This window comes from Celeribacter arenosi (genome assembly GCF_039539485.1).
GTDB classification, from domain to species: Bacteria; Pseudomonadota; Alphaproteobacteria; order Rhodobacterales; family Rhodobacteraceae; genus Celeribacter; species Celeribacter arenosi.
Window position 1 is genome coordinate 87281 of sequence record NZ_BAABDF010000007.1, and the last position, 22755, is coordinate 110035.

Below are 22755 nucleotides of genomic sequence, written 5' to 3' on the forward strand. Positions count from 1 at the left end.
CGGCGGATTTCCCGCCTATCGACAGCGGCCGGTGATGCCCGGCCACTGACAATTCCTTAAGCCTTTTAGCACAGGCAATCGTAATCTTCGAACTCGATCGTCACGATGAACGGTTGGCGGTTGCTTGCGGTAGCACTGCCTGGATCGATGACCAATGCGACTTCGTCACCAACACCGGCGACAAAACCTTCGCCATTTGCAGTCGCATCCGCAAGGATCGATTGAACGTTTGCATCAAGGCCGAAGCCCGGATCGATTCCGTCAAGGTAGCCAAGGTCTTCGCTATCGGTGAGCTCCCAGATCGCGCGCTGAACTTCCCAACCGGTGAAACCGTTTTCCTCAAAGTCCTGGTTGACGATCCAGGTGATGAGGTCGACGTTCTCGGTGGCTGCCAGACCGTTGTAGGCGGATACTTGGTTGGCGTTGAAGCCGAGGCCTGTCGTTCCGAGCCAGTCGTCAAGGCAAAGAAGCGTACCTTCAAGAGTGGGCGACGTCGCGAGGTCTTCAGTAGAGGCAACATTCTCGCGGTATGCGAGACAATAAGCTTCTTCGAACACGTATCCGTCGAAGAGCTCGCCAGCAGCGTCCACGATTTGAACGTCGAAGGTGAAGTTTTCAACCGGCGCGACGAGATCGCTTTCTGCAACCTTATACGTGACAGAGCCTGTGGGCAGGGTGTCGCAAAGGCTCTCAACCGAGTTGGCATCGCCACAGAAGGTCATTGTCAGCTCTGTCGCAGCTTCGAGTTCGCCATCGGAGACAGTGTAGGAAATGACCTCCACAGCTTCTTCGCCAATGTCGAGAGCGGCGTAGGCTGCTTCGCCATCGATGACCAATTCGCCTGCGACCAACGTGACAATCGTGCCCGCGCTTGTCGTGACCGAGTTGCCTTCGGTGATCGCTTGACCGTCGACCATCGTGATGGTCAGCGGTGTGCCTTCCGGGTCGCTGTCATTGGCCAGCACATCGACGGTCTTAGCTTCGTCCGCGCAGGTCATGGCTGCGTCCGGCTCTGGAGTAGGCGCATCGTTTTCGTCGATGAGGCCCGCATCCACGGTGAGGTTCGCTTCACCAATGGCCAGAGTGTAGGTGCCTGTAAGGCCCGTTGTGGTGTCGGCATCGCTGTCGGAGGCGTCGTCACCGACGTCCTGCGAAGTGAAATCGAAACCGTCAATTTCCGAGAACCCAACGGAGTAGTTGCCCGCATCGAGGTTCTCGAAGAGGTACTTACCATCGGCGTCCGTTGTTGTATCCGTCACGAATACACCGTCTTCGTAGAGCGAAACTGTCACGCCCTCGACGCCGTCTTCGTCAGCGTCCTGCTGGCCGTCACCGTCGGCGTCAAACCAAACGGTATCACCCAGAGACGCTGTACCCGGATCAACGAGACCCGCGTCGATGTCGCGTTCCGCTTCACCGATATCCAACGTGAACACGTCGGTCATGCCGCCCACGCCCGCGTCGGAGTCGTTGTTGGTCGCGTCATCCGCATCCGCACCGGCGGTGGTAAAGTCGAGGCCGGTTGCCGAAGCATCGAAGGTGATTTTGTAGTCGTCTGCATCCAGACCGGTGAAGAGGTACTGGCCGTTTGCATCTGTTGCTACGGTACCGATGACGGTGCCGCCTGCGGTTGCCAGCGTCACGAGGACACCTTCAACGCCTTCTTCACCATCGTCCAACACGCCGTTTTTGTTGGCGTCGAACCAGACGGTGTCACCGACAGATGCCGTGCCCGGATCGACCAGACCTGCATCCACGGTGAGGTTCTCTTCGCCAATGGCGAGCGTATAGGTGCCGGTCATGCCGGTCGTTGCATCCGCATCGCTGTCGGCTGCATCGTCACCGCCCACGTCCTGCGAGGTGAAATCATACCCTGTGGAAGATGCATCGAAGGTGACTTTGTAATCGCCCGCATCGAGACCTTCGAAGAGGTATTTACCGTCCGCATCAGTGGTGGTGTCAGCAACGTAGGTGCCGTCCGCCGTCGAAAGCGTGACTGCAACACCTTTAACACCGGCCTCATCCGCGTCCTGAATGCCATCTTTGTCGGCATCGAACCAAACGGTATCGCCGAGCGATGCCGTGCCCGGATCTTCTACGCCTGCGTCATTGTCAGGGGTGTCTGCACCCGCAATCACAACGATGCCGGTGATTTGGGACATGTTGCCGCCCAGATCGATCGCGTCGCTGTCGATCGCATCGTCAGCGCCCACGTTTGGATCAACCAAAGTGAGGCCGGAAACGTCATCGGTGAATTTCACGCCGTATGTGCCAGCCTCGAGATCACCAAAGCTGTAGTCGCCGTTGGAGTCTGTGTAGGTGGTGACGCCGGTGGCATTGCCATCCTGGTCGAGGAGCTCAACGAGAACGCCCGCAACGCCGGTTTCACCGTCGTCCACGTCGTTGTTGTTTTCATCCACGAAGTAACGACCGGACAAAGAACCCAGAGCAGGCGCGTCGCCTTCTTTCCAGCAAAGATCGTCCACCGCGCCGGAACCGGCGAGATTGACCTTCATGACCGAAACGCCTTCGGCCTGCAGCATGACAGTCTGGATCGAATTGTTACCTGCCGCAGGGATTGCGACGGATTTGATCAGATTGCCGTCAACGTCGAACAGCTCGATCGTGCCGCCATTTTCTTCGATGTCGACGAGCTTGATGTCGTTCACGCCTGCCGGATTGTCGAATTCAAACGTGATTGTACCGCCGCCCGCGTTGTCGTCGGGGTCGGATGAATCGCCGTCTTCGGAGATGATGATCAGCTTGCCGAGGTTGGATGTCGCCAGATCATAGTCGCCGCCGGTCGGGTTCGCGCTGTCAAAGATCATCGCATCATTTGCGCTATCGGGCGCATCGCCCGCACGCTGAGCGGAAATCGTGATGCCGTCGAATTGTTCGGCAACGGTTGCGCCGCCTTCGACTGCATTGAAGTCCTGCAGCTGGTACCCCTCGGGGCAGGCCTCGCCGTCTTGGCAAAGCTCGATTTTGTCGATCCGGACAAATTCGCCGCAGTTGCTATAGGCCACCAGTTTAACGGTGTCGCCTGTGTTCAACTGGATGTCGTCGAGCGTGAACTGGGTGAAGGAGCCGTTGTCATTGCCGGAACCGTCGCCGTTCTGGTTGAGAACGATCTCGCCCTGAAACGCGCCGTTTACATACACCTTGATCACGGAAACGCCGTCGTTTTCGTCCTGAGCAAAGAGGTTCAGGTCGTAGGTGCCGCTTGGGCCATCGAAGGTGGTCCAAAGTTTGCCGGAGCCACCGAGGCAGTCAATCTTTGCAAGCGAGCCACCGGAGGCCTGCGAGCCGGAAACAGTGTGGAAGCCATAGTCGGACATGTCTTCGGCTTCGATGACGATGCAAGTACCGCCGTTCGGCGTGCCCTCATCGACATCCTCAACGCAGACTTTGAGCAACTGGTAGGTTTCGCCACCATTGCCGTCTTCAACCTTGACCTTGACCTCATAGACGTTGTTGCCGCCCGCATCGGTCGGGGCTTCGTAGTCGGGCGCGGCTTTGAAAGTCAGCTCGCCAGTATCGGCGTCGATTTCAAATGCGGAAGCGTCAGCGCCGCCGGCAATAGAGAATGTAAGCGTGTCGCCGTCCGCGTCGGTCGCATTAACATCGATGACAAATGTGGTGTTCTCATCAATGCAAATGATGCCGCAATCGGGTTTGTCGGTGAAAACGGGCGGCGTGTTGGCGGGGACGTTGTCACCGGCGCCAAGGCAACGGTAGTCGACCCAGGAACCGCTCACGTTGCAGGACCCACCGACCGTGAGCGTGACGCCCGCGGGAGGAACAGCGCCGTAGAATGTGAAGTAGTCGTCACCGGTGCCGGGCGCGTTATACCCTTCGACCTCGATTTCGATGAGGTAGTAGGTTTTGCCATCGGAACCGTAGAGGACACGATAGTTTTCCGCATACATTTTCGCGCCGACACGGCCGCCATCGACAGATGCGTCCTGACCGTACTGGTCGCTGGACCTGTCGTCATGGTAACGGCTGTCGCCGGAGAGCGTGCCATCGTTGTCCCAGGTGGACATTGTTACGGTCGATGCCGCAGGCATTACAAATGTATCGTACTTGCCGATCGAGGTGTCGCTTCCGCTCAGCAGGTCTGCTTCGCGGAACGCGGTCCACTCGTACTTCTTATAAGTGTAGGTCATGTCCATTCCCTCAAAAAACCACAACAGGGCTTACGCCCAGAACACGCGTGGTCGGCATGAGATTCGGAAAACCGCAGCTCAAGCTCGCAAGGAAATGAAGTGGAATAATGGATCGCGCCCAGCAAAACGCGACAAATGTGTAGCAACCAAAATGACCCGAACATCGGGCCACACCCCATCCACAAACAGCCCCCTCAGGCCTTTGAACTGCGCCGCCTCAGCAAACGGACACGCATGCGTGAGGGTAACCCATTATTAAGGGATAGGTGTAGCCATTTTTTCTAAAATTAGGCGAAAATGGTCTTCTTTCAAGGCGACGCAGCGTCCGATACACGCGGGGGTTGTGCGCGCGCGGAAACAATCGGGTGAAATTCCAGAGGCTGTACACCGCGCGTGGCGTCAATCCAGCACAGTGAGTCGGGAATTAGCTACGTGCGTAGACATCTTCGTAGCGAATAATGTCATCCTCACCGAGATAGGTCCCGGTCTGCACTTCGATCAGGACCATTGGCACTTTGCCGGGGTTCTCCATTCTGTGTACCGCACCCAGAGGAATGTAGACGGACTGGTTTTCCGAAACGAGCTTCACGTCCTCGTCCACAGTCACTTTTGCAGTGCCTTCAACGACGATCCAATGTTCGGAACGGTGATGGTGGCTCTGTAGGCTGAGCGCCGCGCCGGGGTGGACGTGGATCCGTTTCACTTGGAACCGGTTGCCAATCACGAGGCTTTCAAACCAGCCCCAAGGACGGTGGTCTTTTGGAAAGGACTCCGCCTGCACCGCGGATTTGGCTTTGAGCGCTGCGACGGCCTTTTTGACATCTTGAGCGCGCGATTTATCGGCAATGAGAACCGCGTCGGGCATTGCCACAGCGATGATGTTGTCGAGGCCGATCCCGACAACTTCCAACTGATCGGATTCAGAACGCAAAAGCGTGTCGTGGCATTCGATCGCGGTGGCATGTCCGGACGTTGCCACGCCGTCTCCATCTGGACCGGATTCCCGCCAAACAGCGTCCCAGCCACCCAAATCGGACCACCCGGCGGCAAAGGGCACGACGCTCAGGTTCGCGGCCTTTTCCATGACGGCATAGTCGATGGAGATATCGTCAGCCTTCGACCATGCGGCGGGCACGAGCCGCAAAAAGCCGAGGTCGGCCTGCGCATTTTCATAGGCCTCGCGCACAGGCTCCAACAGGGCAGGCGCGTGGGCTTCAAAAGCTGCAATGATGTCTTTGGCACGGAACAGGAAAATCCCCGCGTTCCAGAGATGGCGACCATCCGCGACCAATTCCGCCGCTTTTTCTGCGTCCGGCTTTTCCACGAAACTTTTCAGCGCTGCGACTTCGATCCCTTTGGGCTTTCCTTCGAGTTCCAGATAGCCATAGCCCGTTTCGGGATGTGTAGGTGTGATACCGAACGTGACGAGTTGCCCCGATTTCGCGGCCTCTGTTCCGGAGTCCACGGCGGCGCGGAAGGCGTCGGCATCGGGAACCACATGATCGGATGGCGCAACCAGCATCAGCGCATCAGGTCCCTCGGTGGCGGCAACATGGAATGCAGCGGCGAGAACGGCAGGCGCCGTATTGCGTCCCTCCGGTTCGATCAAGATTGCGCCGGGGTCAATTGCAGCTCCAAGGAGTTGCTCCGTAACGATGAAGCGGAAATCGGAATTCGTCACAACGACTGGCGCACCATACCCTGCGCCCGAAAGCCGCTCTGCGGATGCCTGAAAGAGCGTTTTGTCACCAATGAGCGGCGCAAACTGTTTTGGATAGGATTTGCGCGACAGCGGCCAGAGCCGCGTTCCGGAACCACCACATAGCAACACAGGCGTAATCATCGTACTCAATCCTTTTACATTCCTCATCGGCATAGGTTTTCCGTATTTAGCCTTGATTTCAAGTGCGCGAAACGCGCGGCGGCATCGATTCAGCATAGCGGACTATGCTTTTGGATCCTTTGCCTATTTTCTTGGTTACATGCGAAAAACATGTCGAAAGCATGACGATTGGACTGCACCATCGCGGTGCAAGTGGGTGTTTACTCGGACGTATCATCTTTTGGCGTGATTTTTGGCGCCGGTTTGACGACCTGTCCGACCAGCCACCCCGCAATGAAGCCGCCCAGATGTGTTTCCCATGCAAGATGATTGCGCATCACCCACCATAGCAGAATGTTGAAAAGCACCAGCGCCAGAACAGTTTGAGCCACAGGAAGCCAGCCAAGCCGCGACCTCTCGCGTCCCGAAAACTCCCACGCGAGCAGCGCGCCGATCAACCCGAAGAGCGCGCCCGATGCCCCCACCATTGGTCGCAATGAAGGAGCCAGAAGACCAAACCCGATCGCCCCCCCCAGTATCGAGAGGCCATAGATGATGGCAAAGGGGCGTTCGCCGACGCGCTCGATGACCACACGACCCAGAGACCAGAGTGTCAGCATGTTGACGATGAGGTGCCCGGGACCGCCGTGCAAAAAGCCGTAGGTGAAAAACATCAAGATGGGTTGAAGGCCATAGTTCGGTGCCCAACTCCCCAGGAGCCCGGGCCAGAAGCCCGCGAACTCATAGGCCAGAAGTCGCATACGGGAGATCGGAATGAACCCCCAATCCGCAGCCAAAAGCACGCCTTCAATTAGACAACAAAGCGCAATGAGCCCTATGAGAAGAGCAGGGCTCCGGTTTATTTGATCTTGACCGGATGTTTCCAAAGGCTTGGCAATATCATCGCGCATCACTTTGTCAGTTCTCTGCTCCGGCCTCTGCTCCGGCCTCCGCACTGGCTCGCAGCGCCTGAAGCTGGGCTCGCGCGGTTTCGATCTGTTCGCGTTGATCGGCAGGGCCTGCCACGTCCAAAGTCAGCTCGAACTGGGCAATCGCTTCTTCCTTTCGCCCGAGCGCATTGTAGATCTCGGCGAGATGATACTGAACCAACGCGTCATCGGGAATGGAGCGCGCAGCGGCTTCGAGATAGGGAAGCGCGTCTGCGGACTGACCGCGTTTGTGGATGATCCAACCGTAGGTGTCCTGCATTTGAGCGACCGGAGATTCACTGAAGCGGCGTGCAACCACCCAAGCCTTTTCAAGGCTGTCGGGATCGTCGCGATAGGTTGAGAGCATGCTCGCGTAGTTGTTGGCGATCACAATCGAGTTCGGGTTCTCGGCATACAGGGTTTCATAGATGTCGATGGCTTCATCGATTTGCCCGGCACGCTCAAGGAAGGATGCGTTTGCCCAAAGGAGGTTGGGGTCTTCGGGCAAAATCGCCAGCCCTTCTTCGACGACCGCGCGTGCGCCTTCGGGGTCTGCCTTGCGACCCATAATGCGAGACAGCTCCAACCAGATATCCGACCGTTCCGGCGCTGTTTTCAGGATATCGCGGTAGATGCCTTCGGCGGTGTCAACATTGCCTGCGACGGCTTCCGTGGATGCCAGAATCGTGCGCAACAGCGTGTCATCAGGTGCATCAGCCGAGAGATCGCGGGCCAATTGCAACGCCTGCTCGGTGTCGCCCGTCGCCAACCGCGCGCGAACCAGTGCGATTTTCGCGGAGACGTCTGCATCCGCAGATGAGGCCAAGCCTTCAATGAAGGCAACAGCCTCCGCCGGACCGCTTTGTTCTGTGATCCGCGCGGCATCGAGCGAGTTTGCCACACGCACCGCTTCAGGTGATCCAATACGGCGCAGAGTTTCTGCCACCGACTGTACGCGCCCGAAGTCTTCCATGGTGACATAGAGCGACCCGAGCGTGGACAGCAAATCGAGGTTCTGCGGGGCAAGTTTCAGCGCGGGGAGAAGAATGTCCTCAGCGCCGATGTGATTGCCTTTGCCGATCAGCACCTGGGCGTAGCGGATCGTTTCGATCGGTGCATTGCCCGAGGTTTCCACGGCCAGCGCGAGGAAGTCATTGGCGAGTTCTTGACGGCCGGCGCGGGCATATGCCTCTGCCATGAGGGACATCGCATCGGGGTCGTCCGGCTTTTGTTCCATTGCCGTGCGAAGCGCCGCGATAGCCCCATCGGTATCATCCGACTGGGTGAGCCATGCCGCCTTCATCTTCAAGGCTTCCGGATTTGTGGGGGCTTCGGCGAGGATTTCTTCGACGCGCGCGCGCGCACCCACTTCATTCCCCATTTGCGCGAGCATCTGTGCCAGAGCCACTTTGATCTGGCGTGTGTCATTAGATGGCTCACGACCTTCGAGAACTCCTTCGAGTGCGGCAATCGCCTCCTCTTGTCGACCAGCGGCAAAATCAAAACCCGCGTCGAGCGTCACATAGGGGAGCGGATCCGCGCGGTCTTCGATCAGACGTTTCAGCTCGGCGCGCGCCGCTTCTTCGCCGCGCAGTTCAGAGATGAACCGCACGAGGTCCATGGAGGCGGCTGAGTTTTCGGGGTCAGCTTCTGCGAGATCGCGCAGAAAGCTTTCGGCTTTGTCGTTCTGCTGGCGGGACAGATAGAACCGTACGAGCGTCGCTTTATTGGCTGTGTCGTCGGGGAACTGTTCAACCATCTCGATAAGGTGGGCTTCAACCCCGTCGAAATCGTTCATTTCATTGAGAATGCCGAGACGCTGGCGCCAGAAACGAATGTCTGTGCGGTCCCGTTCGAGCATCCAGTCCACGCCAGCCAGCGCGGTGGTCAGGTTCCCGCTGCGGATGTCGTCGTCGATAATGAGGTTTCGCAGCAGAAAGCTGTCGGGCAGTGACGACAAGAGGGATCGAGCCTTCGCCGCCTGATCTGAACGGCCCTCGGAATCTTGCGCAAGGATCGCGTTGCGATAGGCCTGAACGATGTTGAGCGCTTGGACGCGTTTGTTGTTCGGGTCCAGTTTGTAGGCCATTTCGGTATGGCGTTCGACCTCTTCCATATCACCGGCATCGAAGGCGATTTCTGCCAGGAACAAACGTGCTTCCAGGTCTTCGGGGAATTGCTCTGCCAAACGGAGGTATTGACCGTAAGCGCCTCGTTTGTCGTTGCGCTGTTCGAGAAGGATCTTTGCCAGTGCATGACGGGCTTCACGGTGGCTGGCGTCCACTTTGAAAACATTTCGGAATTCAATGACGGCGCGGTCGTAGTCTCCGGACTCCATTAGGTTCAGACCGTTCTGGTAGAACTCAGCTGCCTTTTCTTCGGATGACTGGCACCCGGAGAGGGCAAGAAACGCACAAACAGCAAGACCCGCGGCCTTTGCAGACAGGTTGAAACTCACGGAACCACTCCTCCGAATTATCAATGATGCGACCGATGTCGCGAAGCTTAGGCAATTTGCGCGCACACAGCCAGCCCTTGGCGGCATTGTTATGGCAATTCACAATAAAGTTCAGTCATTTCCGTGCTACAGGCCAAAAAAGAAAAAGACGGCCTAGGCCGCCCTTATCCGAATGATAATCCGTGTTCGAACGATCGCGAAGTGCGCGATCAGTAGCCAGTGCCGCGCAACACGACCGACACGGTGCGGAATAGAACGCCAACATCAGTTTTCAGCGAAATAACGCGGTCATAAATATCATCGTAACGGACACGGCCCACGAACTCACATTCGTTGCGGTCGGAAATTTGCCAAAGGCCGGTAATGCCGGGCTTGAGGTTGTAATAGGCCTGACCCGGATAGCTGTCGCGTTGGTTCAGCATCATCGGACGCGGGCCGACGAGGGACATGGTGCCATTCACAACGTTGAAGAGCTGCGGAAGCTCATCGAGGGAGGTTTTGCGCAGGGCGCGACCGATCAGAGTGATCCGCGGATCTTTCTTGAGCTTCTGCGTCGCATCCCATTCAGCACGGGCATCAGGGTTCTCGTCGAGATAGGCCTCAAGCTGCTCATCGGCATTCTTGACCATCGTACGCAGCTTCCACATGCGGAAGGTGCGGCCATGTTTGCCGACGCGGAGTTGGGAATAGAATGGGTTGGAGCCATCAAGCGCGATCAGAACAGCCATCACAGCAACGAAAGGCAGCACGACAGGCGCCGCAGCTAGTGTAAAGAGAAGGTCCATTACACGTTTCACTGTGTTGCGATAGAAACCGCGCGATCGTTTTTTGGGTTGTGTGGCACGAGCGGGCAGGCTCAGAAAGCCGGCGCTCATAGCGGTGCTCTTCATTGCAGGCGATACCTGCAAAGCAGACCGGGCAATCTTGACCTCGGCCTCATAAGGCGAAAAATGTAACGTCATCGGCAGCAACCCGAACCCAAATAATATACCCCCCAAGTGCCTCCGATCACATTGCCTGATGCAGCCCCTCCTGCGCATCAAACCGACCTTCGACCACTTATGTTTAACATTCTGGTAACCAAATCGCTAGGTTCTGCTTCGCGGCAAAGGGGAAAAAGATAAAAAATTGTGCACAAATGCACCTTTTGGGCGAATGCGGGGTGTTTGAGAGCCGCTTTTCATCGGTTTGAGAATTCTGGGTCGCGCCAATACCCACGCGATCGGGGGTATTGCTGCGCCATTCGCAACAATAAAGCCGCTGATGCCACGAATCGGCCTCAAAGCGTGGCCGCAGGGTGCCGATCGCCTCACAGTTTGGTCACCAGAGCCTGCATCGCCTTGAATTCCACACGATTTGGCAATAGCGAAAGGATAAGGTGGGTTTATAAGGTACGGGGGGATATCCTCTTGCCCTCTTCTGCTTGTTTCGTAAACGTGGATTCCGCCAGATCATGACCACCAACCTGTACACAGCACATTTCGGATTTCGCGAGCGGCCATTTTCGCTCTCGCCCGATCCCGATTTCCTGTTCTGGTCGAAGGCTCACGGCCGCGCTATGGCCGTCCTCGAATATGGTATGGTCACACGTGCGCCGTTGACGGTGGTCACCGGAGAGGTCGGCACTGGCAAGACCACCCTCGTTCAGGCGCTTTTGCGCAAAGTCGATCCTGACGTCACACTCGGTCTGATCTCTAACGCACAGGGCGATAGAGGTGACCTGCTTCGCTGGGTTCTCAATGCGCTGGATGTGCAGATGCCTGCGAATAGCGATTATGTATCGCTGTTCCAGCATTTCCAGAATTTCGTGATCTCCGAATATGCCGCCAATCGGCATGTCGTCCTGATTATTGACGAGGCTCAAAACCTCGGTGCCGAAATGCTCGAAGAGCTGCGAATGCTCACGAACATCAACTCGGGCAAAGATGAACTTTTACAGATCATTCTCGTCGGGCAGCCTGAACTGCGTCAGCTGATTACGCGCCCCGAACTGCGGCAATTCGCCCAGCGTGTGTCGACGACATACCATATTGATCCCTTCGATCTGCGCGAAACCCGCGACTACGTTCAGCACAGGCTGCTCGTCGCAGGCGGGCAGGGGCATGAGATTTCGCCCGCTGCCGTACGTATGATTCATGAGGAGGCCGGTGGCATTCCGCGCATGATCAACAAATTGTGCGACCTCGCGCTTGTCTATGCCGCTACAAGTGAATCCGCGCAGGCGGGCCTGCCGACCATCCGTGAATTGTTCAAAGATGGTCTTGTGCTCAAACCCGCCGACGAGCCGCTATTCCTAACCAACAGGATCGACACGCATAAGAAGGCCGCCGAATGAACCTCGATCTGCGATTTTACTGGAAACTCTTTCTGCGTCGCCTGCCGGTGATGATGGCGTTCATCATCATCTGTTCAGGCCTTAGCGCCGTGACAGCGATCAAGACGCCTGAGACATGGCGCACGCAGGCCCGTCTTTTGGTGGAGGAGCCACAAATCCCTAGCAGCATGGTGCGATCCACCGTCCAGACCAGCGATATCGAACAACTCGACATCGTGCAGCAGAAGCTTCTTACACGGGCGAACCTGATTGATATCGCCAACCGACTGAACGTCTTCCAGGACATTCGGTCCATGGCGCCCGATACGGTTTTCGACCAGATGCGCGCCGCGACTTCTATCCGACGGATCGCAGGCAAGAATAGTGCGACCATGATGACGATCGCTTTCACGGCCCGTTCGGGTCAGGTGGCGGCGAATGTCGTCAACGAATATGTCACCCTGATTTTGGAAGAAAACACCAAGAGCCGTCAGGGACGCGTGGCGAACACGCTCGAATTCTTCCAACAGGAAGTACAGCGCCTTGCCTCGGATCTGGACCAGCAGAGCATCGCGATATCCGTTTTCAAATCCGAAAATGCAAACGCCCTGCCTGAAAATCAGAGTTACCGGTTGAATCGTCAGTCCCTTCTCCAAGAAAGGCTGTCGCAGTTAAACCGTGATCTCGCGGCTTCGCGCAAGCAACGCGAAGACATGATTGCCATCTTTGAGGCGACCGGACAGGTACGCCAAAGTCAGGGAGTGCGCCGGACCGCGCAAGAAGAAGAGCTTATTGTCGTTCAGGCAGAGCTCGACCATCTGAAATCATTGTATCCTGATACAGACCGGCGTGTGATCCGGATTCAGGCGCAACTCGACAAACTACAGGCGATCGTCGCTGCGCAGGCTGCGGCTAACTCCAACAGCACAGGGCCGCAATCGGAAGTGAGCGCAGAACGTGCAATTCTGGATTCGTCGCTCGCCGAAATCGACTCTCGCACTGAGGCAATTCAAACCGATATTGACACGCTGACAAAAGAACTCGCGGATCTTGAGACAGCGATCATCGAAAGTTCGGCAAACGGGATTGAACTCGCGACTCTGGAGCGTGAATTCAACATCGTGCAAGCGCGGTATAATGCGGCCGTGTCCAATCTGGATCAGGCGCGCATGAACGAGCGGATCGAAGCCTCGGCGCAGGGCCAACGTATCTCGGTCATTGAAAATGCCTCAGTCCCACGCGTTCCGGCCGGGCCCAACCGAGTAAAAATTGCGGCCATGGGCACTGCGATCGGGCTGGGGTTGGCGGCAGGATACTTTTTGCTGCTCGAGTTCATCAATCGGACCATTCGACGTCCGCAGGAATTGACCGGCAAATTCGATGTGACGCCAATCGCGATCATTCCCTACATGGAAAGTCGCCGCGAAAAGACCATGCGCCGGACAGGTATGGTCGCGGCCACGCTCGTCGTTTTGATCGGTACGCCTCTTGCGCTCTGGTATATCGACACAAACTACATCCCCCTTGACCAGTTGGTACGGCGCGGGCTTTCGCGTTTCGGTATCGGCTAGGGTTGCGGCAAACGAGAGTTCAGACCATGGAAAAACTGCAAGCCGCATTGGACAAAGCGCGCGAGTCGCGCACCGGGACCGCGCCACGTGCCAAGACCCCCAAAGTGCGCGCCGGCAAACCCGGCCAGTCGGAGCGCGACGCCCTCTGGGCCGCGCTCAAGCCGCTCGATCTCGATGCGCCAAATCTAGAGATGCATCGGTTGGTGACACGTGAGGCGGGTTTGGCGGCCACGCCTTTCGACATTCTGCGCACCAAGGTCTTTCTGCAAATGCGTCAGAACGGGTGGAAGCGTCTGGCGATTACCTCGCCCATGCCGAACTCTGGAAAGTCCACGACTGCGTGCAACCTCGCGTTGGGTCTGGGACGCCAAAAGGATCTTCGCTCAATCATCCTCGATCTCGACCTGCGCAGCCCTTCTGTCCACGAGCTGTTTGGCACCAAGCCGGAACGTAGCATTGGTGACGTTTTGTCGGGTGAAGTGGATTTCGCCGATCAGGCTCTGCGCATTGGCGACAATGTTGCCGTTTCCATGGCGCGCGACCCTGACAAGGATCCGACCCGCACGCTGCTTTCCGAGGGCACGGCGGAGGTGATCGAGAGCATCGAGGCCACTTACAAACCCGACATCATGATTTTCGATTTGCCGTCTGTTCTGGTGAACGATGACACGCGGGCGTTTCTCAAGAACGTCGATTGCGCGCTGATCGTGGTGCGTGCAAACGCCACGCGATATAATCAGTTCGACACTTGCGAACGCGAGATTGCAGAGCACACGAACGTTCTTGGCGTGGTTTTGAATGCTGTCGTGGATAGCGCGCGGTCAAAGTCGGAGTAGCGCGGCTCAGTTTTTCAGGGGCACGCGCGTTTCATGCGCACTCCAACCATCCACTGAACATTGCGCGCGAATGATAACCTCGTCCAACCCTGCGGGGATTTTAAGTGCACCGAGCGATCGCGTGAACGGTTGTTCGTTGACATGTGGATGCGCGAGGGTCCGTGTCCCGATCAGTGTGCCGTCCGGTGTTCGGACCTCCCATGCATCAGCGTAATGATCCCAACCGCTATCCGGGTGCAGGAGCGTGACATCAAACCGCCACGTGCCCTCAGACATCGTTGCATCAACCGCGCGGATTTCCGGCGGGTCCGCCATAGCAGCAGCGCCAATCACAGAAATCAGGATCGCAAGCCATCTCATTCTTCTGATCTTAGCAGAACTTCACGTGAAGCGGAGGTGAATTCGCGGCGAAACAGGATTGTGACCGTCACGACCGTCGCACCAATGAGCGCGGCACCCCCAAGCAGCCAGCCAAGTGCGCCGAGCGCAAAATAGACGGCGCGCAGTCCGCGGTTGAATGCGCGCGCGGCGGCAATGTTCAACTCGGCCGCCTTGTCCGCGCGGGCGCGGGTCACCGGATTTTCAATGTCATTTGGCACTGACGCCATGACGACGCCGCAATATCCGAAGAGCCGGTTTGACCAGATGAATTTCAAAAAGGCGTTTGTGATGAGAACGAGCGCCAGCAGGATTTTCATTTCCCAAATCACGGCAGGCGCGGAGAGGGTCAGATCGTCGGCAATTCCTTTCAGGCGCTCGGCGTTGGACATGGCGGCGAGCCCGCCCCCAATCGCGATGAGGCAGGCCGATCCGAAAAAGGCTGTGCCTTGTCTGAGGCTGTCGAGAATGGTTGCGTCGAAAATTCGCGGCTGCCGTGTAATCATCTCAACCATCCATTTGCGCCGGTATTCAGCGACGAGAACAGAGGTCGATGGCCGTGACTTTGGCGGGTTCTCGATGAGAAACCCCGCCACGATCCATGTGAATAGCAAGAGCCCGACTGCAACGCCGTCGAGCACCGTGAAGTAGTGGAGTTGATCGAGGAACTGCATGCAGAAAGACTTACGCGGCGGGGAATGGCTTGTCAGCGGGAAAAATTGGTTATAAAAACTTACCAATGTTGAGTAGAGGACAGTTCCCTTGGAGATGCCACGCCCGAACGCGCAGGTACTCGCGCGCAAACAGGAACTCGTCGCCCGCTTGCGTGAGGTGCTTCCACATGACGCCGTTATTGATGCGCCCGAAGAGGTCAAAGCCTACGAATGTGACGCGCTGACGGTCTATCGGTGCGCGCCTCTTGCCGCCGTTTTGCCCAGCACGACGGAGGAGGTGTCCCGCATCCTCGCAATCTGCCACGAAATGGGCGTCCCGGTTGTTCCGCGTGGTTCCGGCACGTCGCTCGCGGGCGGCGCATTACCTACGGCGGACTCCGTCATCTTGGGCGTGGCGCGTCTGCGCGATGTTTTGGAAATCAACACCGACGATCGGTTTATCCGCGTGCAGACCGGCATGACCAACCTCTCCGTATCCGGTGCCGTTGAACATCTCGGGTTCTTCTATGCACCCGATCCTTCCAGCCAATTGGCATGTGCAATCGCGGGCAATATCGCAATGAATTCCGGCGGGGCGCATTGCCTGAAATATGGCGTCACGACCAACAATCTCCTCGGTGTCAAAATGGTCCTCGCTGATGGTGAGGTGGTTGAGATTGGCGGCGCGCATATGGACGCCGGTGGACTCGATCTTTTGGGCGTCATATGCGGGTCGGAAGGTCAGTTGGGCGTCGTGACCGAAGCCACGCTGCGCATTTTGCCAAAACCGGAAGGGGCGCGACCTGTTCTTTTCGGGTTCGACAGCAACGATGTTGCGGGCGCCTGTGTGGCGGACATCATCCGTGCGGGTCTGAACCCCGTTGCCATCGAATTCATGGATCGACCAATCCTTCAGGCGGCGGAGAATTTCGTCCAGGCGGGCTATCCCGATTGCGAAGCTCTCCTCATCGTCGAAGTCGAAGGATCGGAGCAGGAACAGGCCGACCAACTCGCGCGCATTATCGAAATTGCGCGGCGTCACAATCCGGTCGCTATCCGCGAAAGTGCGAGTGCTGAGGAAAGTGCGCGTATCTGGCTCGGCCGTAAATCCGCCTTTGGCGCCATGGGGCAAATGGGCGATTACATTTGCCTCGACGGCACCATTCCGGTCGGGAAACTGCCCGAAGTTCTCAACAGGATCGGAGAGCTCGGTAAGGAGTACGGGCATATGGTGGGCAATGTTTTCCATGCGGGCGACGGCAATATGCACCCCCTCATTGTGTTCGATGCCAATGTGCCTGAACAACTGGCTAGCGCCGAGGCGCTGGGCGCAGAAATCCTCAAACTCTGTGTAGATGTGGGCGGTTGCCTGACGGGCGAACACGGCGTGGGCATCGAAAAGCGAGACCTGATGTATCACCAATTTTCGACCGCCGATCTGGAGGCGCAGATGCGCGTTAAAGACGCGTTTGACCCCATGTGGATGCTCAACCCTGCAAAGGTCTTTCCTCTTACGGCGAGCGCCGAGCGCAGGAGGGAAGCGTGAGCGAAGCACTCCACCCACAAAGTGAAAGCGAGCTGGCCGATATGATCCGCGCAGGCGGACCGTTTTCCATCCGCGGAGGTGGCACTCGCGGAGTGCTTAGTCAGGGGACCCCGCTCGAAACCGGCGGATTGTCGGGGATAACCATGTATGAACCCGGCACCCTGACGATGGTGGTCCGCGCGGGCACTCCGATGGCGGATATCGAGGCGGCACTGGCCGATGAAAACCAGATACTTCCATTCGAGCCCTTGGATATGCGGCCAATGGTTGGATCAGCAGGCGTGCCGACCATCGGCGGTGTTGTGGCCACGAACGCCTCGGGGAGCCGGCGGGTAAAGGCAGGGGCATGCCGCGATTTCGTGCTCGGCGCTCGTTTCGTGGACGGAACCGGAATGGTCGTCAAAAACGGCGGTCGGGTGATGAAGAATGTCACGGGCTACGACCTCGCGAAACTTGTTTCCGGCAGTCACGGCACGCTCGGTGTCATCACCGAAGTCAGCCTGAAAGTTGCGCCAAAATCGGAGGCCGTGGTGCTCTTGGCGGCTGATGGACTATCGGATTCAGATGCCGTGGCGGCAATGTCGGCGGCCTTGACGGCACCGCTCGATGTGTCCGGTGCGATGCATCGCGGCGGTGGGCAGACTGTGATCCGTCTCGAAGGTATCCGCACATCCGTGGTTGAACGGTTGGCGGCCCTGCGCCAGCGGCTCGGCTCGATGGGGAGTTGGACTGTTCTTGATGTGGAGTGGGCGGCCTGCGCGGATCCATCGACACTTGCGCGCCAAGAGGGCGATATCTGGTGCCTCTCGGTCCGGCCGAGCGCTGCGCCTGATCTTGTCGAGCGTGCGGGCGCGCAAGAGGTGCTCTACGACTGGGGCGGCGGGCGAATTTGGATGCGTGTTCCCGAGGGCACGAAATTGCGTGAACAATTGGGGGATTTTGACGGCCATGCCACCCTGATCTGCGCGTCACCACAAATTCGTGCCACAGTCGGGACCTTTCATCCCGAAAGAGCGGGTGTTGCAAAGCTGTCCTCCGCGCTCCGTCGCAAATTCGACCCCTCACAAAAACTCAATCCGGGACTCATGGGCTAATGCAGACGCAGTTTTCACAAGAACAGTTGCGCGATCCGGCAATTGCGCGGGCCAATGAGATACTGCGCTCTTGTGTGCATTGCGGATTTTGCACGGCGACCTGTCCGACCTATGCAGTTCTGGGGGATGAACTCGACAGCCCGCGCGGGCGCATTTACCTCATCAAGGATATGCTGGAAAATGACCGTCCGGCGGATGCGCGCACGGTCAAACATCTTGATCGCTGCCTGTCCTGCCTCGCCTGTATGACGACCTGCCCATCGGGCGTTCACTATATGCACCTGATCGACCATGCGCGTGTGCACGTGGAAAAGACCTACAAACGGCCGCTGATGGATCGATTTCTGCGCTGGACGCTCGCGCGGATTATTCCCCATCCTTCCCGGTTTCGCCTCGCCCTTTTCGGGGCCAAGCTGGCGCGACCCTTTAGACATTTGCTCCCTGATCCACGCCTCCAAGCCATGTTGGAGATGGCTCCCAAACAAATTCCACCGGTGTCCCGCAACGACGATGCACAGGTTTTCAAGGCCAAGGGGGAGCGCGTCAAACGTGTCGCCCTCCTGACGGGATGCGCGCAAAAGGCACTCGACACCGACATCAATGACGCCACCATCCGTCTGCTCACGCGGTTGGGATGTGAGGTCGTCGTCGCAAAGGGCGCGGGCTGCTGTGGTGCCATTACCCATCATATGGGCAAAGAGCGCGACAGCCACGCATCGGCGGCGCGCAATATTCGAGCGTGGACTGGTGAAATGGCGGATGAGGGCCTCGACGCGATTGTCATCAACACATCCGGCTGCGGCACCACCGTGAAAGACTATGGCCACATGTTCCGCATGGATCCATTGGCTGATGACGCGGCGAAAATCGCGGGAATCGCCATGGACGTGTCGGAACTGCTGATGCAGCTCGAGCTTCCACAAGGGACCCAGAACCTGCGGGTGGCGTATCACGCGGCGTGTTCATTGCAGCACGGTCAGCAGATCAAGACCTATCCGAAAGACCTGCTAAAACGCGTTGGATTCGAGGTGGTTGAACCGCGCGATAGTCACCTGTGCTGCGGGTCCGCCGGCACCTATAACCTCCTCCAGCCAGAGATATCAAAAGAGCTCAAGTCGCGGAAAATAAAAAATATTTCGGAGCGTTCACCAGACGTCGTTGCGGCAGGAAATATCGGATGCATCATGCAGATCGGATCAGGCATGACGGTGCCGGTGGTGCATACGGTGGAATTGCTGGACTGGGCAACGGGAGGGCCTATGCCGCCCAAATTGTCCATATAGACGCCACATTCGCGCCCTGATGGCGAATTAACCATGATCCCTGAACCTATGGGGATCGCATGAAACACCTAATCGCCCTCGTATTTGCTCTCGTGACCGCAATGCCCGCTGCGGCAGACACGCTTTTGCGTCCGTTCATGATGACGGATGCGGGGAAAGGTTGGTCTGCGGTCGGGCGCCTTGATTTCGCGGGTCAGAGTTTTTGCACCGGCACGTTGATTTCAGAGCGTTACGTGGTGACGGCGGCCCATTGCGTCTACGATCAGATGACAGGTGCGCCTCATCGTCCCGGCAGCGTGCGTTTTTCACTCGCCCAAGGCGGTGGAAACCATCAAGCCGCCGCTCTCTACACCGATCCCAAATACTCGGCATCCACCGGACCCCGTGATCGCCTCGTCCATGATATCGCGTTGGTCGTTCTGTCCGAGCCAATTGAACTCGGCGCCGTCGTCCCGTCATCAGGTGTCCCAATTCGCGGCACGGACGTGAGCATCGTGTCCTATGCGATGGACCGCGTTGACCGCCCGTCTCTGCAGGAAAGCTGCCGTGTTCTGGCCCGTCAGGGTGGTGTTGTGGTGACGACTTGCGAAGTCGGGTTCGGGTCGTCGGGCGCGCCGATTTTTGAAGGGCAGGGCGCGGATCGCCGTCTGGTTTCGATTGTTTCGTCCAAGGCGCGCTATCTGGGTAAACACGTGGCTCTCGGGGCGGCGCTCGACGGCGGTTTCCTGGATCTTCTCACGCAGGTTGAGAATGACCAGATTGCCTCGCGGCAAAACGCACCTCTCGCGCGCACCGCTCTTGTCACAGACATCCGACTCGTCGGTGATCTTGTCCGCTAGCGACCTCTTGAAATAGATCAAATCCTTCCCAAATCTTGGGTATCGGACGCCACTATTCGGGTCCGGTATATCGCCTGTCCCTCAAAGGGAAGGCATCAACCAAGGATCGCTCATAGGAGGATACCATGCGTCATTTTGATATGACCCCATTGCACCGTGCAACTGTCGGTTTCGACCAAATTGCAGAACTGATGGATCGGGTTTTGACCCAAGACATCGCACAGCCAAGCTACCCCCCCTACAACATCGAGAAAACCGATGAAGATGCATGGCGCATCTCGCTCGCCGTGGCAGGTTTCTCAACCGAAGACATTACAATCGAGCAACGCGAAAATGCGCTGGTCGTTTCGGCACGCAAAGCCGAAAGCGAAGAGCAGGTTGGGAAAACCTACCTGCATCGCGGCATCGCCAACCGTGCATTCGAACGTCGTTTCCATCTCGCCGACCACGTTAAGGTGACCGGCGCGGCCCATGAAAACGGCATGCTCCATATCGACCTCACCCGCGAGGTGCCAGAAGCCCTGAAACCGCGGCGCATCCAGATCGCAAATGGCGATACGGTGGACACAAAAGCCATCGAGACCGTCGAAGTCTGATGTCGCCATGAGGGCCGATTGGTCCCTAAGATAGAAAACGCCCGCCGAATTTGGCGGGCGTTCGCATGTTGGTGATTTGGGTGAGTTACATCTTACCGATGGACCAAAAGAAGGTTTCGCCAGAGCTGTCATCGACACCGTCATTGTCTGTGGAGACAAACATCTCTCCATCCGAAGTGATCGCGAGGCCTTCGACTTTATCCACGACATAGCCGCCGAAAGAGGCCAGATCAGGTATCAGGTCGCGGACCTCTTCCTTTGACACAACGGGCAGGTCGCCCCCCAGTGGGGCAGGCACCATTTCCCCAGCAGGGATGCGATAGATTTTTTTGGTCACGGCCGCCGACCCGATCTGATTGTCACGTTCGACGACGTAAACGTAATCACCATGGGCGACGATTTCGGATAGGCCAACCCAACCGGTTTCCGGTTCTGCCTTGGCATAGCGGACTGCGCCCCATTCACCGCTTTCGATGTTATAGGCGACGAGTTTCACCGTGTTTTCCGGATCTTCGCCCCATTCACGCTGCACCGCCATCCATAGGGTGTCGCCAATCTTGGTGATGCCCTCAAAGCCAAACCGTTTTTCGACCGCCATCAGTTCGGCAGGCAGACCGATTTCTTCCTTGATCTCGCCCTTGGCGTTCACGTGGTAGAGCGCATGGGGAATGACGCGGTCGGTGCGGCCCTCGGATGCGACCCAGAATCCGCCCTCGCCATCGAGCGTGATGCCCTCCATGTCGAGCTTTTGCGCCGGCATGCCAGAGCGGACAACCGGCAGCGCATTTGTGATACGTGCTGGTTTCATGCTGGCGTCGATGGTGAAGATCGTCGGCTGATAGCCATAAAAGCTGTCGTTCACTGCATAGATGGTATGGCCTTCGCCAGCCACCATGCCAGAAATCGCGCCCCACCCGATGAGCGTGTCCGCGCCCTGCGAGGTCAACGTCGGATAGGCCGCCGCGCCTTCGCTGCGCTCGTAGATCATGACATGTGCACGCACGCCTCCGTCTTCGATCAGGTCGGTTTCATTGGCGGAGATAAGAAGATTGCGCGACGGGATGGTCACATAGCCCTCTGGTCCGATGCCTGAAGGCAGGATTTGTTTCAACACGGGTGCTGCGAGGTCGGAAACATCGTAAACGCCAACCGCTGAGCCACGCTCGGAGCCGACAAACACCATGGGTGTGCCGTCGAAGGTGTTGAACTCGATGGATTCGGGCTCAACCCCTTTGGCATCAGAGCGCTTGTCAGGGTAGTGCCCGATCTGGACAAGGGCATGTTCGAACGAAACGCCTGCTTCATAGACCAGAGTCCCGTCTTTTTTGAAAATGGTCCAGCCGCGTGATCCCCCGTCCATGTCACCTTCGTTGGCAATGCCAAAGTGGTCGGAGTCGATCCATTTGACTGCATCGGGTTCCCGTTTGCGACCTATCTGGCTCTCTGTGAACACCAATGCGGCGCGTTCGTCCGTCGCGTCGATCCCTTCGAGGTCGACAGTGCCGGCAGAAAAGTGGTTCACGATACTCCCATCGGCGGCGACGATGACGAGGTGGTTATTCTCCTGCATCGTGATGATCGTTTCGCCCTCGGCGTTGATGTCGACGAATTCCGGTTCGGGGTCTTCCGGCGATACCTCGGCGAGGCCGGTTAGATCGACCACCTTCACATCGCCACAGCCTGCGTCAGTGAGGGTCACCATGGCGAGAAAACCGGCGGGCATCTGGCCGGTGCGACCGTCTCCAAGGTCTTCGTCACGTTCATTTTCGATTGCGACCGAGACAAAGCTGCCATCTTTCGAGATTGCCACGGAATCAGGCTGACCACCGAGCGCACAGGAACCGGTGATTTCCTTTGTGACGAGGTCGATCACCACAACTTCGCCGGAGGTTTCGATGTAATCCTTGGACGTGTTCACGCCCACGAAAGCCATGTTGTCTTTGACCGCAACGGACGTCGGTTCACCCGGCAGTGCGATGTTGCCGAGGGGGGCAGGATTGCCTGGATCGGAAATGTCGATCAATCCGATCACGCCGAGAGGGCTGTCGGTATAGATCAATGTCATGCCGTCGCCGGAAGTCGCGATAATTTCGGCAGAGGTTTCGCGCTGTTTGTCTTCGCCGCTGGCCATGTTGAGCGTGGTTTCAAAAGACGCGATACGGTTAAAATTCATCTCGGCCTGCGCTGCGCCAGAACAGAGCGCGAGAACCGATACTGCAAGATGCAGGTGGTGTTTCATTGAGTCCCCCGGGGTTTGATTATCCGCG

Annotated in this window: 16 protein-coding genes; 8 read left to right on the plus strand and 8 right to left on the minus strand. The window is 57.5% G+C overall.

Features of this window, described 5'->3' with window-relative positions; translation table 11 throughout:
* Window positions 1–65: 65 nt before the first annotated feature.
* The 5 genes from ABD815_RS08085 to ABD815_RS08105 form a co-directional block, all read right to left on the minus strand.
* Window positions 66–4169 carry an SdrD B-like domain-containing protein gene (locus ABD815_RS08085; protein ID WP_344846142.1) on the minus strand — a complete coding sequence of 1368 codons (4104 nt, stop codon included), beginning with the start codon at window positions 4167–4169 and terminating at the stop codon, window positions 66–68.
* A gap of 424 nt (window positions 4170–4593) precedes the next feature.
* Entirely contained in the window at window positions 4594–6012 is a 1419-nt protein-coding gene (locus tag ABD815_RS08090) for a mannose-1-phosphate guanylyltransferase/mannose-6-phosphate isomerase (protein ID WP_344846145.1), read from the minus strand.
* 200 nt (window positions 6013–6212) lie between these two features.
* On the minus strand, window positions 6213–6794 hold the full coding sequence (locus ABD815_RS08095) for a rhomboid family intramembrane serine protease (RefSeq protein ID WP_344848578.1): 582 nt from the start codon (window positions 6792–6794) through the stop codon (window positions 6213–6215).
* 115 nt (window positions 6795–6909) lie between these two features.
* Entirely contained in the window at window positions 6910–9378 is a 2469-nt protein-coding gene (locus ABD815_RS08100; protein WP_344846148.1) for a tetratricopeptide repeat protein, read from the minus strand.
* Window positions 9379–9587: 209 nt separating this feature from the next.
* The gene (locus tag ABD815_RS08105) at window positions 9588–10163 is read right to left on the minus strand and encodes a sugar transferase (RefSeq protein ID WP_344846151.1); all 576 of its coding nucleotides are present in this window, start codon (window positions 10161–10163) and stop codon (window positions 9588–9590) included.
* A gap of 668 nt (window positions 10164–10831) precedes the next feature.
* On the opposite strand from ABD815_RS08105, the gene ABD815_RS08110 reads away from it, so the two are divergent.
* Genes ABD815_RS08110 through ABD815_RS08120 form a run of 3 tightly spaced genes read left to right on the plus strand, consistent with a single transcriptional unit; the run spans window position 10832 to window position 14099 of the window.
* Window positions 10832–11713, plus strand: coding sequence for an ExeA family protein (locus tag ABD815_RS08110; RefSeq protein ID WP_344846153.1), 882 nt, complete (start codon window positions 10832–10834; stop codon window positions 11711–11713).
* A complete protein-coding gene (locus tag ABD815_RS08115; RefSeq protein WP_344846155.1) occupies window positions 11710–13263 on the plus strand; it encodes a GumC family protein in 1554 nt (517 codons plus the stop codon). The genes ABD815_RS08110 and ABD815_RS08115 overlap by 4 nt, the downstream gene beginning before the upstream one ends.
* 26 nt (window positions 13264–13289) lie before the next feature.
* A complete protein-coding gene (locus tag ABD815_RS08120; protein ID WP_344846158.1) occupies window positions 13290–14099 on the plus strand; it encodes a tyrosine-protein kinase family protein in 810 nt (269 codons plus the stop codon).
* A gap of 6 nt (window positions 14100–14105) precedes the next feature.
* On the opposite strand, the gene ABD815_RS08125 is transcribed toward ABD815_RS08120, so the two are convergent.
* Window positions 14106–14459, minus strand: a complete 354-nt coding sequence (locus tag ABD815_RS08125) for a hypothetical protein (protein WP_344846161.1) — start codon at window positions 14457–14459, stop codon at window positions 14106–14108.
* Complete coding sequence (locus ABD815_RS08130) at window positions 14456–15151, minus strand: DUF599 domain-containing protein (protein WP_344846164.1); 696 nt, start codon at window positions 15149–15151, stop codon at window positions 14456–14458. The genes ABD815_RS08125 and ABD815_RS08130 overlap by 4 nt, the downstream gene beginning before the upstream one ends.
* A gap of 88 nt (window positions 15152–15239) precedes the next feature.
* On the opposite strand from ABD815_RS08130, the gene ABD815_RS08135 reads away from it, so the two are divergent.
* The 5 genes from ABD815_RS08135 (at window position 15240) to ABD815_RS08155 (ending at window position 20488) form a co-directional block, all read left to right on the plus strand.
* Window positions 15240–16676 (plus strand): FAD-linked oxidase C-terminal domain-containing protein, encoded by a 1437-nt coding sequence (locus ABD815_RS08135; RefSeq protein ID WP_344846166.1) that lies wholly within the window; start codon window positions 15240–15242, stop codon window positions 16674–16676.
* The gene (locus ABD815_RS08140; RefSeq protein WP_344846169.1) at window positions 16673–17770 is read left to right on the plus strand and encodes an FAD-binding protein; all 1098 of its coding nucleotides are present in this window, start codon (window positions 16673–16675) and stop codon (window positions 17768–17770) included. Before ABD815_RS08135 ends, ABD815_RS08140 begins: the two co-directional genes overlap by 4 nt.
* Entirely contained in the window at window positions 17770–19053 is a 1284-nt protein-coding gene (gene glcF, locus ABD815_RS08145; RefSeq protein ID WP_344846171.1) for a glycolate oxidase subunit GlcF, read from the plus strand. Before ABD815_RS08140 ends, glcF begins: the two co-directional genes overlap by 1 nt.
* Window positions 19054–19112: 59 nt before the next feature.
* Window positions 19113–19892: a trypsin-like serine peptidase gene (locus ABD815_RS08150; protein ID WP_344846173.1), complete on the plus strand. Its 780-nt coding sequence runs from the start codon at window positions 19113–19115 to the stop codon at window positions 19890–19892.
* Between the two features lie 125 nt (window positions 19893–20017).
* Entirely contained in the window at window positions 20018–20488 is a 471-nt protein-coding gene (locus ABD815_RS08155; RefSeq protein WP_344846175.1) for an Hsp20 family protein, read from the plus strand.
* Window positions 20489–20573: 85 nt separating this feature from the next.
* Here ABD815_RS08155 and ABD815_RS08160 read toward each other — a convergent pair whose 3' ends face one another.
* Complete coding sequence (locus tag ABD815_RS08160) at window positions 20574–22727, minus strand: esterase-like activity of phytase family protein (protein WP_344846176.1); 2154 nt, start codon at window positions 22725–22727, stop codon at window positions 20574–20576.
* Window positions 22728–22755: the final 28 nt, after the last annotated feature.